The 14,520-nt window shown below is 61.7% G+C and carries 14 protein-coding genes and 1 pseudogene; 10 read left to right on the top strand and 5 right to left on the bottom strand.

Translation table 11 applies throughout. The features are described 5' to 3' along the window. Position 1 precedes the first annotated feature (1 nt). Both ACJRW5_RS08775 and ACJRW5_RS08770 read left to right on the top strand, forming a co-directional pair. A complete protein-coding gene (locus ACJRW5_RS08775; RefSeq protein WP_484570137.1) occupies positions 2-706 on the top strand; it encodes a lipopolysaccharide kinase InaA family protein in 705 nt (234 codons plus the stop codon). Next, positions 703-1,089, top strand: coding sequence for a diacylglycerol kinase (locus ACJRW5_RS08770; protein WP_484570136.1), 387 nt, complete (start codon positions 703-705; stop codon positions 1,087-1,089). The genes ACJRW5_RS08775 and ACJRW5_RS08770 overlap by 4 nt, the downstream gene beginning before the upstream one ends. Here ACJRW5_RS08770 and ACJRW5_RS08765 read toward each other — a convergent pair whose 3' ends face one another. Next, complete coding sequence (locus ACJRW5_RS08765) at positions 1,090-1,554, bottom strand: DUF3859 domain-containing protein (RefSeq protein ID WP_484570135.1); 465 nt, start codon at positions 1,552-1,554, stop codon at positions 1,090-1,092. It abuts the gene before it with no gap. Positions 1,555-1,619: 65 nt separating this feature from the next. Further along, entirely contained in the window at positions 1,620-2,630 is a 1,011-nt protein-coding gene (locus ACJRW5_RS08760) for an amidohydrolase family protein (protein WP_484570267.1), read from the bottom strand. 737 nt (positions 2,631-3,367) lie between these two features. Here ACJRW5_RS08760 and ACJRW5_RS08755 point away from each other — a divergent pair. The 8 genes and pseudogenes from ACJRW5_RS08755 to ACJRW5_RS08720 form a co-directional block, all read left to right on the top strand. After that, a pseudogene (locus tag ACJRW5_RS08755) lies at positions 3,368-3,709 on the top strand (methyl-accepting chemotaxis protein); the annotation flags it as partial. A 423-nt stretch (positions 3,710-4,132) separates the two neighbouring features. Beyond that, positions 4,133-4,273: a PDC sensor domain-containing protein gene (locus tag ACJRW5_RS08750; protein WP_484570266.1), complete on the top strand. Its 141-nt coding sequence runs from the start codon at positions 4,133-4,135 to the stop codon at positions 4,271-4,273. Between the two features lie 58 nt (positions 4,274-4,331). Further along, positions 4,332-4,733 carry an OsmC family protein gene (locus ACJRW5_RS08745; RefSeq protein ID WP_484570134.1) on the top strand — a complete coding sequence of 134 codons (402 nt, stop codon included), beginning with the start codon at positions 4,332-4,334 and terminating at the stop codon, positions 4,731-4,733. Then, a complete protein-coding gene (locus ACJRW5_RS08740; protein WP_484570133.1) occupies positions 4,730-5,590 on the top strand; it encodes a pirin family protein in 861 nt (286 codons plus the stop codon). Before ACJRW5_RS08745 ends, ACJRW5_RS08740 begins: the two co-directional genes overlap by 4 nt. A 57-nt stretch (positions 5,591-5,647) precedes the next feature. Beyond that, on the top strand, positions 5,648-6,457 hold the full coding sequence (locus ACJRW5_RS08735; RefSeq protein ID WP_484570132.1) for an XAC2610-related protein: 810 nt from the start codon (positions 5,648-5,650) through the stop codon (positions 6,455-6,457). Positions 6,458-6,552: 95 nt separating this feature from the next. Further along, positions 6,553-7,101 carry a sigma-70 family RNA polymerase sigma factor gene (locus ACJRW5_RS08730; protein WP_484570131.1) on the top strand — a complete coding sequence of 183 codons (549 nt, stop codon included), beginning with the start codon at positions 6,553-6,555 and terminating at the stop codon, positions 7,099-7,101. Continuing rightward, complete coding sequence (locus ACJRW5_RS08725) at positions 7,098-7,811, top strand: anti-sigma factor (protein ID WP_484570130.1); 714 nt, start codon at positions 7,098-7,100, stop codon at positions 7,809-7,811. Before ACJRW5_RS08730 ends, ACJRW5_RS08725 begins: the two co-directional genes overlap by 4 nt. A gap of 185 nt (positions 7,812-7,996) precedes the next feature. Then, positions 7,997-8,776 carry a DUF4394 domain-containing protein gene (locus ACJRW5_RS08720; RefSeq protein WP_484570129.1) on the top strand — a complete coding sequence of 260 codons (780 nt, stop codon included), beginning with the start codon at positions 7,997-7,999 and terminating at the stop codon, positions 8,774-8,776. Between the two features lie 47 nt (positions 8,777-8,823). On the opposite strand, the gene ACJRW5_RS08715 is transcribed toward ACJRW5_RS08720, so the two are convergent. The 3 genes from ACJRW5_RS08715 to ACJRW5_RS08705 all read right to left on the bottom strand — a co-directional run bounded on the left by ACJRW5_RS08715 (position 8,824) and on the right by ACJRW5_RS08705 (position 14,406). Then, the gene (locus ACJRW5_RS08715) at positions 8,824-9,612 is read right to left on the bottom strand and encodes a dienelactone hydrolase family protein (protein ID WP_484570128.1); all 789 of its coding nucleotides are present in this window, start codon (positions 9,610-9,612) and stop codon (positions 8,824-8,826) included. 100 nt (positions 9,613-9,712) lie between these two features. After that, a complete protein-coding gene (locus tag ACJRW5_RS08710) occupies positions 9,713-10,717 on the bottom strand; it encodes an HD-GYP domain-containing protein (protein ID WP_484570127.1) in 1,005 nt (334 codons plus the stop codon). Beyond that, positions 10,714-14,406: a PAS domain S-box protein gene (locus ACJRW5_RS08705; RefSeq protein ID WP_484570126.1), complete on the bottom strand. Its 3,693-nt coding sequence runs from the start codon at positions 14,404-14,406 to the stop codon at positions 10,714-10,716. The genes ACJRW5_RS08710 and ACJRW5_RS08705 overlap by 4 nt, the downstream gene beginning before the upstream one ends. Positions 14,407-14,520 lie beyond the last annotated feature (114 nt).

The raw sequence follows: 14,520 nt of genomic DNA, 5'->3' as shown, positions 1-14,520 counted from the left end.
AATGGGCGTCCTCACCGAGAAGGCCATCGTCGCCCTGCCCACCACCGAGTTCGACCGCTGGTGGCACAGCCCAGGCGAGTGGGTCGAGCCAGCCAATCAGCGCCGTGGGGGTGAAAGCGGCGTGCTGCTCCTGCAGAGTTGGGACAACAGCCGGCCGCCGCTGTACTGCAAACGTCAGAGCGGCCACATCCATCGTTCACTGCGTCACCCTCTCGGGCGTCCGACCATCCTGCGCGAGCTACAAGCCTATCGGGCTCTGGCTCGCCTCGGCATCCGTACACCCAACATCGTCTACTGCGCAGCACGGCGCCAGGCCGGAGACTGGCAAGCGCTGCTGGTGACCGAAGCCCTGCAAGGCTTCATCAGCCTGGAACAGTGGTACGCCCAGCAGATGCCCCGCGCGCTGACGGAGGAAATGTTGCGTCAACTGGCAGTTACCCTGGCACGTATGCACCTGGGCGGCTGGCAGCATGGCTGTTGTTATGCCAAGCATATTTTCATCAAGGCACATGGCGCTGGCGACGTCGATATCGCCTTGCTGGACCTGGAAAAGAGCCGTCGCCGCTGGCGCATCAGCGGTGCCTCGCGACGTGATCTTGGCCAGTTGCAGCGCCATCGTGGTGACATGCCGGACAGTGACATCCTGTATCTGCAGCAAGCCTACCAGCACGCGCTGAACAGTCCTTGGGGAGTCCTCCAGCCATGAACGACGCCCACGATCTGGACGCCCTTTCATTCAAGGGGCGCAGCGGTCTGACACGCCTATTCAACGCTACCGGTTATTCGCTGGCCGGCCTGCGCGCGGCCTATCAGGGCGAGGCTGCCTTTCGCCAGCTGGTATGGCTGAACCTGGTGCTATTGCCGCTGGCCTGCCTGCTGGATGTCAGTCGGACGGAACGCGCCCTGCTGATGCTGATGCCGCTACTGGCGCTGGTGGTGGAGCTGCTCAATTCGGCCATTGAAGCGGTGGTCGACCGCATCTCACTGAACCTGCATCCGCTGTCGAAGCAGGCCAAGGACATGGGCAGCGCTGCGCAATTGCTGGCGCTGCTGATGGTTGCCCTGACCTGGGCATTGATCCTGCTCTGATCAGCGGACCAGGAAGCGCTGCTCGGCCAGCTTGCGATCACCCTGATAGACGATGAAATGCCACTCGCCGGGTACCACTTCATGGTGCTCGGTGAACTCGAACGCCATCACGTCCTGCGGTGCCCCGACCACCAGCTTCTGCTGCACTTCGAATTTGTCGTGACGCTGGCCATCCGGCGTGACCACGCCAGGCGTCAGGTACAAAAGGGTCAGCGGCAGATCACCCTCACGCTTGCCTGCCAGGCTGTAGCGCATGCCGAACTTGGTGCCGAGCTTGGCGGGAACCTCATTGGTACGCTGGATATCCTGATTGCTACGCGTCAGCACCCGCTCGCCGGGCTGAAAATCCTGGTATTGGCTGCTGAAAACGCCGTATTCGACCGGACCTTCCACACGTACATCGGCCTGGGCCAGGCCGGCGCAGGCCAGCAGGCCGGCAATCAGAGTCATTCGGGTGTGATGCATGACGCGCTCCTCGTTGAGATGAGCGCGAGCCTATGACGCCCGAATGACAGGTTGATGACAACGGATCAAGGGTCGAGCTCGGCCTGTACCTTGCGCGGCAGCACGGCGAGGAAATTATCGCGCGCCACCTTGTGCGCAACATCCTCGGGAAGCGCGTCGAGGAACGGGTCGAAGCCCGTCATGTAATCGCCCAGGCTGTTGAAGCGCCCCACCACATCCGAACCGATCATGAAGCGCTCCGGGTAACTGCTGACCAGATGGACCCAATCGGGGTCCGGCTTGCCGTCCGCGTCCAGCAGGTACGGGCGCAGCATGGTCCAGGACAGGTCGATGTACAGATTGGGGTACTGGCCAAGCATGCGCTCCAGTGTATCCAGGAGAAAGCCCAGCTTCTTCTGGTGACGGTGAATCTCCGCACTGGTACCGGCATGCGCCCAGATGAAGCGCACATGCGGATGGTTGCGCAGCGGCGCCTCGATTTCCTCCAGATAGATAGGTTCGCGCTCACGCTTGGAGGTGATGTTCGAATGCAACATCACCGGCAGGTCGTATTCGGCCGCCAGGTGAAATACACGAGCCAAAGCCTCGTTGTCGGCGCGCGGTGCGCTGCCGTGAATCAGCGCAGTCAGGTCGTCGTGCCGGGTGAACACCTCACCGATGCCCTGCCACAAACCGGGGTCCAGCTCGAGCATGCGGCGGATATGCGCATCCGCGTTCTTGTCGTTGGGATTGAAGCCGGAGAGAAAGGGATGGAAGCGTTTGCGCTGCTCGGCCGGCAGGCGCTTGTAGGCGTCGGCGATGAACACGTCGGTGGCGCTGTACCAGTAAGCGTTGGCATCGTCACCGGCGTAGTAGCGCGGCCGCTTGGGCTCGTCCTCATCCCACTTCTTGGCCACCGGAATACCGGAGAACATCACGTGGTCGACATTATTCTCGGCCATCTTTTCCAGCAAGGCGTCCATGCCGGCGCTCTCCTGGAAAAAGTCGACATAATGCAGATGAGCGTCGCTGTAGCGGTAGTCGCGAGCCTGAACGCTGCAGGCAATCGCGGCGCTGAGTGCGAATATCCATGACATCTTTCGGCGTATGAACACGTCGAGTCCTCCTGACGATACGAGCAGCATAGACCCGCGATCCTGGCCGCAAGTTCGCCAGCACGCCTCTGACGATCTCAATGAGCGCCCTGCACTGGAGCGGCCCGGCAAACAACGCACCAGATTTGCCCGCACGTCACCCGGCATGAGGCTGGGATAGCCTGGTTTGGTTGGTAAATGATGGCACCTGGCTTGCAGTGCGACTGGCAGACCGAAAAAGGAGAGTCACCATGCTGCAGTTGCTGCGCAATCCAGCCCGCAAAACTCAGGACGAAGCCGCATTGAATGCCTTGTTCCAACAGCATGACCTGACCATCAGGTTGCCGGAGCATCATCAATGGATAGCGCGCCTGAACGACTTCAGCGCCGGACTTCAGCAACGCATCAGAACCAGCCTGGGTGCCGCCGTCGGCATCGCTGCGCACGCCCCTCAACTGGCCAGCATCGCCGCCGCCAACCAGCAAAGCGGGCAAACCCTGGCCCAGTCATCGGAGCTTATTGCCAGCGCCAGCGAACAGGTCACCACCACCCTGGACGCCGAGCTGGTGCCGGGTGCCGGCGAAGTCGCGCGCCTGTCCGCCGAAGTCTCCGCGACCCTGCACCAGTGCCAGGAAAGCGGCGAGGCCGTGTTACGCCAGGTGGAGGTGATCGACGCCAGCGAGGCGCAACTGGCCCAGGTCATTCAACAATTGGCCGGCCAGCTCGACGAAGTGAGCAAGGTCATTGGCGTGATCGCCAGCATTTCCCAACAAACCAACCTGCTCGCCCTCAATGCGGCCATCGAAGCTGCGCGGGCAGGCGAGCATGGTCGCGGTTTCGCCGTGGTCGCTGAAGAGGTTCGGCGTCTGGCTGGGCATACCACCGACGCCACCGGCCAGGTCAGCGGCATCATCGAGCGTTTTCGCGACGGCATGCAGCAGTTGGGTGACGCCGGACAGCATATGAACCAGGCCGTCGCCGATGGTCGTGCCGGTATCCTTGCGGTCAGTAGTGGCCTGGACAGCACCCGCCAAGCCATGGACCGTCTCGATGCACAAGTCGGCCAGATAGCCGCAGGCACCGAGCAGATCGGCCAGGCGGTACGCTCGATCAATGGCGACGTGCAGAACATTGCCCAGGTTGCCGGCGAACTGCTCGGCAAGGCTGGCCAGGTCCTGCATCACAGCAAGGCAGTGCGTGAAGACGGGGACCGCCTGCTCGCCGGGCTTGGCGACTTCCGCCTGGAGATCCATAGCGCGGTGCGTAGCAGTATCGAACAACTGGCCAGGCAACCGGCCTTGGCGGGCGATGTCACCCAGGCCGAGCGCCTGCTCGCTGACACCCTGGCCCGCGATGCTCGCTTCGAGCTTTTCTACCTGGTCGATAACCGCGGCGTGCAGATTTCCGAGAATGTCTTCGCCACCGACGTCGCGCACAGCGATACGGCCAGTTGCCGTGGTCGAGACTGGAGCCAGCGCCCCTGGTTCCGCGCCGCCGCCGAGCAGATGCAGAGCCACATCACCCAGGTCTACCGCTCTGCCGCCACCGATGACTTCTGCTTCACGGTATCGGTGCCCATCGTTGATGCGCAGGGCCGCCTGTTACGTGTACTGGGCGCTGATGTGAGGCTTTCGGCACTGGTGTGAGCAGGCTGCGCTGGGCTAGGCTGGCGGCCATTGCCTGCTCAGCCTATGAGGAAACGCCATGATCCGTATCCATAACAGCAAGGGTCTGCAACAACAGATCGAAATCGGCGCGCACCTGCTTCTCGGGGACGTATCACCGGAGCTCGGTGGCGAGGGCGCAGGCCCCGACCCACATGATCTGTTCGATGCCTCGCTCGGCACCTGCAAAGCCATGACCCTGCTGCTCTATGCACGCCAGCGCGGTCTTCCGCTGGAGGGCATCGACGTCAACGTCGAGCGTGACGACAGCGAGGAACGAGAGGGCAACTATCGCCTGGTCGTCGAGCTGTCGTTCGAAGGCCCGCTGGACGATGCCCAGCGCCAGCAACTGCTGCGCGTGGCCGACAAATGCCCGATCCACAAACTGATGACCAGCACCGACATCCAGATCGAGACCCGTCTGGCCGGAGCGACAGCATGAGTGGGCTGCAGCTGATTCGGCCACGCGCCGAGGACATTTCCGGCCAGCCGATCCTGCGTCCCCTGCCCTCGGCAAGCTTTCGCAGCATCGGCCCCTTCGTGTTCTTCGACCACATGCTGGAACAGGACTACCCGACGGGTAGTGGAATGGACATCGCCCAGCATCCTCACATTGGCCTGTCCACCCTTACCTACCTCTTCGAGGGGCAGGTGCAGCACAAGGACAGCCTCGGCTCTGATCAACTGGTCAAACCCGGCGACGTGAGCTGGATGACCGCCGGCCATGGCGTCGCTCACGTAGAGCGAACGCCACAGGCGCAGCTCGAGCAGAACAAGCGTCTGCACGGCCTCCAGGTCTGGCTGGCACTGCCGGAGGCCGATGAACGCTGCGATCCCAGCTACAGCCATCACCCTGCGGACGCCTTGCCACGCAGCGATGCGCTAGGCGTGCGTATCACCCTGATTGCCGGCAGTGGCTTCTGTCTCGAATCACCGGTTGCGGTCCGCTCGCCGACCCTGTATGCCGAGTTGCACCTGGCCGCTGGCGCCAACCTGATGATTCCCACCGAATACAGCGAGCGCGCCCTGTATCTGATCGACGGAGAGGCCGAGCTGGATGGCGAATCACTGCCTGCCCGCGCCATGGCCGTCATTCCAGCCGGAGAGACGCCACTGCTCAGCGCCTGCGGCGAATGCCATCTGGCACTGATCGGCGGCGAACCCATCGGTCCACGGCGAATGAACTGGAACTTCGTTGCCAGCAATGCGGAGCTGATCGACCAGGCTCGTCAGCGCTGGGCCGCCGGCGACTGGCCACAGGTGCCAGGCGAAACCACGCGTATTGAACTGCCACGCTGAAAATAATCGCCCGTGAACAGGCGTCAAACGGCGCCTGCCTCACAAAGGATTGCCCTCTTGCTCCGCATCAATTCACTGCCCCTGTTGTTGCTATTGCCCGCGTACGCTGTGGCGGATCTGCCTCACCTTGAGCCCGAGCCCGGTGTATACGCCCAGGTACAAAAACAGGGCGAACGCTACTTCCTGCAACAACCGGATGGCAGCCATCTAGAACTGAACATCCCCGAAGGCAACGACGTAGAAGCACCCGATTTCGGGGTGGACGACTACGATTTCGACGGTTACCCCGATTTCGCAATCAGCGTGCCCGCAGGGATGGTTAACTCGGTCTACCACCTGTATCTCTATCGCCCCGCCCTGCAACGTTTCGAGCGACTGCGCATGCCTGCAGCCCTGACTCAGCGAGCCAACTGCAGCCAGCTGTCGGAGCTTGAGCCGAAGGCGAATGAGCGTGCGCTGTACAGCCGCTGCCGCAGCGGGCCGCGCTGGTATTTCGACGCTTACCGCTTCGACGTATCGGGCACGCCCTGGCTGTATAAAACGCTGCAGGTGCGTCACGACTACGACCCGGAAGCTCCCGTATTTTTCCCGGTCTTCGAAAAGACCTTCGACCTGCAGGGCGAGATCATCGCCAGCCGAGCGCTCGATGACGACGATCGGGCGCAAACCTGGACGGTTCCGAACGCGCGCCTGTATCTCCACAGACAGCCTAACGACGCCAGCAGAAGCAACGCCTACCTGATCGAGGGCGACGTCTGCGAAGTGCTCGATCAACAGGACAACTGGCTGTTGATTCGTTACCTCTCACGCAAAGGCCCACTGGAGCGTTGGGTATCGCTCGACGAGGCATACAGCCATCAACCTTGAACCTGCCTCCTTCTTTTTTATTACCTGAACATGATCCAGCAGGCGCGCTGGCGGGTATAAGCTGCATGAGGATTTCTCAGGCCGGCGGATGATCCATGGCAGTTCGCGATTTCGACTATGAAAGCACCCTGGAAGCCTGTGCTCGCCAGGACGAGCGAGCCTTTCAGGCGCTCTATCGGCAGGAGGCCGGGCAACTGCTGGGCCTGGCCATCAGCATGCTGGGCCGGCGCGATATTGCCGAGGATTGCCTGCATGACGCCTTCGTGCGCATCTGGCAGCACGCCGCACGCTACCACCGTGAATTGGGCAGCGGCCGAGCCTGGGTACACAGCATCCTGCGCTACCGCGTGCTCAATGCCCTGCGCAGTGGCGTGCGTCATGTCGATGTCGACGACGACTTCATCGAGCGCATGCTGGACGACAGTCCGCAGGCTGAAGCCCAGGCGCTGGAACGATCCGAACGGCGCCTGCTACGCACCTGCCTGCAGCAACTGGAAAGACCACGTCGTCACCCGATCCTGCTGGCCTTCTATCGTGGCCTGACCCACGAACAGATCGCCAGCCGCCTGAGCACTCCGCTGGGCACCATCAAAGGCCGTATCCGCGCCGGCCTGCGCGCGCTGCAGGAGTGTCTGCAAGCATGATTCCGCACAACCCAGAAGAACGCCGCGCCCTGATTGGCGAATACCTGCTCGGTCTGCTCGACGAACCTGAAGCGACCGAGGTGCGCCAGTTACTGGAAGAAGATCAGGACGCCGCTCGCATGGCCCTGGAGTGGGAGCAGCACTTTCTCGACCTGAGCGACCAGCTGCCGGCTCAGGCGCCTTCTCCAGCAGTCTGGAAACGCATCCGCCAGAGCCTGGGGCTTGCCCCTGACGTTCCGGCAGGCGACGCCAACGGCTGGTGGAACAACCTGCTGACCTGGCGCCTGACCAGCGCTGCGTTGGCGTTGGCCCTGCTGGTGGCGGTGCTGATGCCGATCATGCGCACGCCGGACCTCGGCGGCGAACGCTACACGGTGGTCCTGCAGCACCCTGGCGAGGCCGCCAAACCTGGCTGGGTCATCCAGATCGGCAGCGATGGCAGCCTGCTGCTCGACCCGCTGATCGCCGATCAGATCCCCGAGGGTCGCACCTTGCAGTTCTGGACGCTGATCGATCCAGCCGACGGCCCGCGCTCGCTGGGCCTGGTAGAAGCTGGCCAGGCGTTGCGCCTGCCCGCCGAGCAGATCGGCGCCGTCCAGGCCGGCCAGCTGTTCGAGCTGACCCTGGAACCTGCCGGTGGCTCGCCGTACGACAGACCGAGCGGGCCGGTCCAGTACATTGGTCGCGCCGTGCTGGCAAGCACCGATTGAGCCGCTCGCCGGCCCACCGGCCGGCGGTCTCCTCAACGTCTGACAGTGCGCCATAAAAATATTTTCATTCCCCGACATCCAACCTCATTGCTCGCGGGTATCGCTTACAGGTGTTTCGTCGAGGCACCTGCGAAGCCGGACAACCGGCTTCGTCTCGATGCTGAAACCGTATATGAGGAACAACCATGAAACGCATCACTACCCTCTGCACTGCCAGCCTGCTGACCCTTAGTGCCGGCATTGCCAGCGCCACCGAACTGCTGGCGCTGAGCGCCGATGGCAAACTGTTCAAGGTCGATGTTGCCAGCCTCAAGGTCACCGCCAACATGGCTGTCAGTGGCGCCAGCAACCTGCGCGGCATCGATGTGCGTCCGGCCAATGGCCAGATTTACGCACTTGGCGGCACCGATCAGCTCTACACCCTGGACGCCGCCAGCGGCAAGGCGACTGCGGCCAGCATGCTGAAGAGCGCCCTGCCCGGCAGTGGTCAGGCAGTGGTCGACTTCAATCCGGTCGCGGACCGTCTGCGCCTGATGAGCCAGGACGGCACCAATCTGCGGGTCAATGTCGACACCGGCGAAGCGGTGGTGGACGGCAAGCAAGCCTACGCAGCCGATGGGCCCTACGCCGGCAAGCAACCACAGATCGTTGCCGGGGCCTACACCAATTCCTATGCAGGCACGCAGAGCACTGCACTGTATAACGTCGATCTGGCCAGCAGCAGCCTGATGCTGCAAAACCCGCCAAACGATGGCGTACAGCAACAGGTCGGCATGATCGTAGAGGGTCTCAAGGCGGCCGCCATCGATATCGCCAGCGATGGCAAAGGCGGCAACAGCGCCTATGTGCTGACCGGCAAGACCCTGCACCAGCTGGATCTGGCCAGTGGCAAGCCCACCACGCTGGGCGAGGTTGCCGGCCTGACGGACGGAATCATCGATATCGCCGTGCTACCGGCAAAGTAAGCTAAAAAAGGCTGCGCCTGATGGGCGCAGCCTCTAGTTCGAAGCGATTACTGCTCGGCGAAAACTTCATCGAAAAGATCGTTCATCGCCTTGAACGCTCGTGCAGCCACCACAGGATGGTATTCGTTGCGCCCCGGCACGTTGGCTTTGGGGTTGGTAAACGAGTGCACGGCACCGCCATAGCTCACCAACTGCCAGTCAGTTTTGGCGGCCTTCATCTCTGCAATGAAACCGTCCACCTGCTCCTGCGGCACTGCGGGATCGTCCGCACCGTGCAGCACCAGAACCGGCGCCTTGATGTTCTTCGCGTCGTCCGGATTTGGGGTGTCCAGATTGCCATGGAAGGATACGAAACCCTTCAGTGGCGCGCCCGAACGGGCCAGTTCCAGTACCGTGCCGCCGCCAAAACAAAAGCCGATGGCGCCCAGCCTGCTGGTATCCAGCGCCACCTCCCCGCTCTGTGCCTTGAGCACCTCTACAGCCGCCTGGGCGCGTTTACGCATCAGTGGCCGATCGGCGCGTACCGCACCGGCCGCAGCGCCTGCCTCCTCGGCATTGCTGGGGCGAATGGCTTTGCCGTACATATCGGCAACGAACACCACATATTTGTCGCCTGCCGCACGAGCAGCCTTGGCTACGGTGTCTTCGTTTACCCCCATCCAGTTGGGAACGGCAAGCAGTCCCGGGCGTGGCGCGGTCACCGAGTCGTCATACACCAGTACGCCTTCGAAGGCTTCGCCATCGATATCGTAGGTAATGCTCTTGGTCACCACAGCCGCATCGGCCAGGCCGGCGAAAGCGGCGCAAAACAGGGGAGCCAGTGTCTTCTTCTGCATGGATAAGGCCTGCGTTTGAGGAAGGAAGACCCCAAACAATAGCGCTCTCGCGCGCCAATGGCCAAACCATGGGGCGATAGTTTCACACTGGAGATTTCATTCAGACTGCTGGCTGTTCGGCCCAGCGCTCCTTGATCTGCAGAATCTCCGGCATGCAACCGATGAACAGCTCAACCAGACGTGGATCGAAGTGGCGGCCACTCTGCTCACGCAACAGCCCCAGCGCCTCATCAACCGACCAGGCCCGCTTGTAAGGACGCACGCTGGTCAGTGCATCGAACACATCGGCAATCGCCACGATGCGGCCTTCCAGAGGAATCTGCTCGCCACTGAGCCCGTTGGGGTAGCCGCTGCCATCCCATTTTTCATGGTGCGACAGTGCAACCAGACGAGCCGTTCTGAGCAATCCGGAACTGTGCTCGCCGATGATTCTCGCGCCAATCTCCACATGTTGGCGCATCACCTGCCACTCGGCGTCATCGAGCTTGCCCGGTTTGCGCAGTACTGCATCGGGAATGCCGATCTTGCCGACATCGTGCATCGGCGCCGCGTGCAGCAGCTCCTCGGCGGCACTCTCGGAAAAACCCGCTGCCAGCGCCAACACCTTGGAAAAATGGCTCATGCGAATAACGTGCAGGCCCGTTTCGTTGTCCTTGTACTCAGCCGCCATGCCCAGACGCTGGACGATCTGCAGGCGGGTCTGTTTCAACTCGTCGACCCTGACCAACGACAGGTGAGTACGCACCCGGGCACGCACGATAGGCGGGCTGACGGGTTTGGTAATGTAGTCCACGGCGCCGACCTCGAACCCCCGCGCCTCGTCGTCCACATCCCCCAGCGCGGTCACGAAAATCACCGGAATTGCCTGCAATGCCGGGCTGGCCTTGAGCGCCCCGCACACCTCGTATCCGGTCATGCCCGGCATCATCACATCGAGCAGGATCAGATCAGGCCGTTCACGCTCGACCATTTCCAGGGCGCGTGCCCCCTCCTTGGCGAACAACAGCCGATAGTCGTCCTGCAGGATATGCCGCAATACCTGAAGGTTGGTCGGTTCGTCATCGACCAGCAAGAGCAGCGGACGAGTATCGGCAGCCTGAGTCATGATGGAGTCGTTTCCTCGTCTTGCAGCTGCAGCAACAGCTGATCCAAAGCCACCAGCGCCTGATCGAAATCGAAATCATCGAGCGCCTGGCGCATGTCGTTCAGGGCCGCAGCGTAAGGCGTACCGCTCACCGCGTGTTCCATCTCGGCCAGCGCCTCATCATCCAGGGCACCACGTTCCAGTGCACTGCGCAGCTGGCTTGCCTGCCGGCGCAGCTGCACCGGGTCGGCGGCCGAGGATACGACACTAGACGAATCGACCGGCACTTGAGGCACCACTTCGTTGACGGCCTGCAAGGCTTGCTCAAGTTCACCCAGCAGCCCACGCAATGCATCCTCATCCTGCCTCTCGAACGCCTGCTCGATGGTCTGTCCCAGCCGGATCAGATGAGTCAGTGCCAGATTACCCGCAGCCCCACGCAGGCGATGCGCCAGCGCGCGGCCTTCGTCCCAGTCATGCGCCCCCGCCAGCTGACTCAAGCGCGCCACGAGTGTCTGCTGCTCGCCGATAAAGCTGCTGATAGCCTGCGCCATACGCAGCGGGCCGCCCCACAGGTGACTACCGCGTACCCAGTCGAACAAGCCGTCCTCTGTAGTCCTGGACGCATTGACGACAGCACTGGGTATGTCGGTCAGCCCCAGCAATCTGGCCATTTCCCATAGCAGCGCCGTCATATCCAGCGGTTTCGACGCGAAGGCATTCATCCCGGAGTCCAGGGCCGCCTGCCGGTCATGATCGAGGACGCTTGCGGTCAAGGCGATGATAGGCACGGCCTCGCGCTGCTCCATGGCCTCCAGCTGACGAATCCGTCGTGAGGCCTCCAGACCATCGACACCAGGCATCTGGACGTCCATCAGGATCATGTCGAAGCGCTCCTCGCCGAAGGCCTGCAGCGCACTTTCACCGTCAGCGACACAGCGCACCCGGTGCCCGAAACGCTGCAGGTTCAGTTGCAGCAGTTCGAGATTCTGCGGCACGTCATCTGCTGCAAGGATGTTCAGCTTGCCGAGATCCGGCAGCTCTGTGCGCTGTTGCGGAGCCAGCTGCCTGCCAGCCTGCAGCGGTAACTCGACACTGAAGCAGCTGCCCTGCCCTTCGCGGCTTTCCACCTTCAGGCGACCGCCCATCAACTCCACCAACTGGCGCGAGATGGTCGTTCCCAGCCCCGTACCGCCGAAGCGTCTGCTCATCGAGGCGTCGGCCTGGGCGAAAGGCTCGAAGATCTTCTCCAAGCGATCAGCGGCAATGCCGATACCCGTATCGATTACCGCCAGACGCATCGCCCCAGGCTCACCAGAAATTTTCAGGCGAACCTCGCCCTGCTGCGTGAACTTGACGGCGTTACCCAGCAGATTGGTCAACACCTGCTGTAAACGCAGCGGGTCACCACAGAAGAAATCACCGATCTCGGCGGGATAATCCAGATGCAGCTGCAGCCCCTTGCTCGCCGCGCTCAACTGCTGGGTCGCGCAGACCTGCTCACAGAGTTCGCGCAGGGAAAAGTCCAACTGTTCCAGTTCGATCGCTCCGCGGTCGAGCTTGGCGGTATCGAGGATGTCATTGAGCAACCCCAGCAGTGATCGTGAAGAGCGCTGCACCGTGGTCAGATGACGCCTCTGCTCGCTGGAAAGCGTCGTTTCCAGCAACAGGTCGGTGAAACCGATAATCGCATTCATCGGCGTACGGATTTCATGGCTCATATTGGCCAGGAAACTGCTGCGTGCCGCTGCCGCCGCCTCAGCGCGATCGCGCGCCGAGCGTAACTCCTGCTCCATCAAGCGCCGCGGGGTCAGATCGGTGGCCAACTTGACCACCTTGAACGGCTTGCCGTCTGTATCGAGAATCGGGTTGTAGCTGGCTTGAATCCAGACCTCACCGCCCCCTTTGCTGATGCGGCGGTACTCACCCGTGCGGAAATGCCCGGCACGCAACTCCTCCCACACCTGGCGATAGGCGTCACTGGCAACCAGTTCGGGGTCGCAAAACATGGCGTGATGGTGTCCAACCACCTCATCCTTGCGATAGCCGAACATTGCCAGGGCGTTGTCGTTCATATCGAGGATGTTGCCGTCGAGATCGAACTCGATCAGCGCCATCGCCTTGCTGATCGCAGTGACCTTGCCCTCATACTCGGCATTGCGCAGCTTGGTCTCGGTCTGGTCGAGCAATACACCATCGATCCAGTGCGGCACACCATTCTCATCGCAGACAGCGCTACCGCTTTCCCAAATCCAATGCTCGTTGCCGCTACGATCGAACAGGCGGTACTCGACCGTGTAGTTGTGCCCCTGCTCGATGGCCGCCACCACCTCATTAGCCACTCGCTGATAGTCATCAGGGTGATACATGTCAGCAATCGAGCAACGGCGGTTGATGAAGTCGTCGGCGCTCCACCCCGTCAGTACCTCGGCAGCATCGCTGATGAACAGCATGGTCCAGTCACGATCCAGCAGACAACGGAATGACACCCCAGGAATATTGCTGATCAGGGAGCGATATTGCAGTTCGCTGTCACGCAGCGCTTTTTCCATGCGCTGCCGCTCGCTGATATCGGCGATGAAAACCACGAACAACGGGCGACTTCCGCTATGGGTGATGCCGATGCTGATACGTATGGGCTTCTCGTCGCCATCGCGTGTCAGCCCCGTCAGTTCCAGCTCACCGTTGGGCAAGGAAAGACGGCCTGTCCTGAGATAGTCCGCCAGCCTCCCCTCTACATCAGCGACAAGACGTGTTGGCACCAATGAGCGGATATGCATCCCCACCATCGCCTCCGGCTCCCAACCGAAAAGGCGGGTTACCGCCCGGTTGGCCGAACGCACCATGCCCTCATGATCGATGGTCACGATGGCGTCCAAAGCGGTATCGAAGATCGAGCGCAGATGTTGCTCACTGGCCTTGAGCTGGTGGCTCATACGCCGGTACCGCAGGAGCGTATTGACTGCGACCACGAATACGGTCAGCGCAACGGTCAGCAGTGTGATGGCAGTGGCGATATAGCCGTTATCGACAACCGCCATGGGCACAGCCGATTCGGGTGTGCCGACGAAACGCGCAGCAGCCATACCGGTGTAATGCATGCCACTGATGGCCAGTCCCATGACCAGTGCACTGATCAGCAGAGCCCAGAGTGCAGGCAGGCGCCCCTCGAGGCCAAAGCGCACCCATAGGGCAATGATTGCGAGCACCACAGCCACGATTATGGACAAGGCAAACATCCAGGGGTCATGGCGCAACAACGGCGCCATCTGCATGGCCTCCATGCCGCAATAGTGCATGGCTCCGATTCCTGCGCCCACCAGCACGCCACCGACGCTCAACTGCAGCAGGCTCAGATTGCGCCGCGCCAGCAAACTCAGAGCCACCCAGGATGCGCCCAGACTGGGTAGCATCGACAACAAAGTGATGCCCAGATCGAAACGCACGGCAGCGCACAGCTTGAACGCCAGCATGCCAAGAAAATGCATCGCCCATATACCGCCACCCAGGGCAAAAGAACCGGTGGCGATGGTGATCTGCCGGGCAATCGGATGGTCGCTGTTGCGCGCCTCACCTGCGAGCTGCAACGCCATGCCTGCGGCGAATACGGATATGGCCAACGAAAGCAACACCAGCACGGGATCGTAACTGCTGAGTATCAGGACAGCGGGGTCTGCACCCATGACGAAGAACAGTTCGAGAATCGACATACAACCCCAGGAGCGCCAACAGACCACGGGCGAAATGCCATCATCTGAAACGACGGGATAGCGCTTGTCAATTGCAGTCGGTCTATCGCGTCCATAAAAAAGCCCGCCGAAGCG

The sequence above is a fragment of the Pseudomonas pichavaramensis genome (assembly GCF_050473265.1).
Classification (GTDB): Bacteria; Pseudomonadota; Gammaproteobacteria; order Pseudomonadales; family Pseudomonadaceae; genus Aquipseudomonas.
The sequence above is the reverse complement of the archived record's forward strand: the minus strand, read 5'-3'. Positions and strand labels throughout refer to the sequence as shown.

Coding starts and splice junctions, on each gene's coding strand:
- ACJRW5_RS08775 (WP_484570137.1), top strand. CDS start 2: ATGGGCGTCCTCACCGAGAAGGCCATCGTCGCCCTGCCCACCACCGAG.
- ACJRW5_RS08715 (WP_484570128.1), bottom strand. CDS start 9,612: ATGCAGAAGAAGACACTGGCTCCCCTGTTTTGCGCCGCTTTCGCCGGC.
- ACJRW5_RS08770 (WP_484570136.1), top strand. CDS start 703: ATGAACGACGCCCACGATCTGGACGCCCTTTCATTCAAGGGGCGCAGC.
- ACJRW5_RS08710 (WP_484570127.1), bottom strand. CDS start 10,717: ATGACTCAGGCTGCCGATACTCGTCCGCTGCTCTTGCTGGTCGATGAC.
- ACJRW5_RS08750 (WP_484570266.1), top strand. CDS start 4,133: ATGCAGAGCCACATCACCCAGGTCTACCGCTCTGCCGCCACCGATGAC.
- ACJRW5_RS08765 (WP_484570135.1), bottom strand. CDS start 1,554: ATGCATCACACCCGAATGACTCTGATTGCCGGCCTGCTGGCCTGCGCC.
- ACJRW5_RS08745 (WP_484570134.1), top strand. CDS start 4,332: ATGATCCGTATCCATAACAGCAAGGGTCTGCAACAACAGATCGAAATC.
- ACJRW5_RS08720 (WP_484570129.1), top strand. CDS start 7,997: ATGAAACGCATCACTACCCTCTGCACTGCCAGCCTGCTGACCCTTAGT.
- ACJRW5_RS08740 (WP_484570133.1), top strand. CDS start 4,730: ATGAGTGGGCTGCAGCTGATTCGGCCACGCGCCGAGGACATTTCCGGC.
- ACJRW5_RS08730 (WP_484570131.1), top strand. CDS start 6,553: ATGGCAGTTCGCGATTTCGACTATGAAAGCACCCTGGAAGCCTGTGCT.
- ACJRW5_RS08725 (WP_484570130.1), top strand. CDS start 7,098: ATGATTCCGCACAACCCAGAAGAACGCCGCGCCCTGATTGGCGAATAC.
- ACJRW5_RS08705 (WP_484570126.1), bottom strand. CDS start 14,406: ATGTCGATTCTCGAACTGTTCTTCGTCATGGGTGCAGACCCCGCTGTC.
- ACJRW5_RS08760 (WP_484570267.1), bottom strand. CDS start 2,630: ATGTCATGGATATTCGCACTCAGCGCCGCGATTGCCTGCAGCGTTCAG.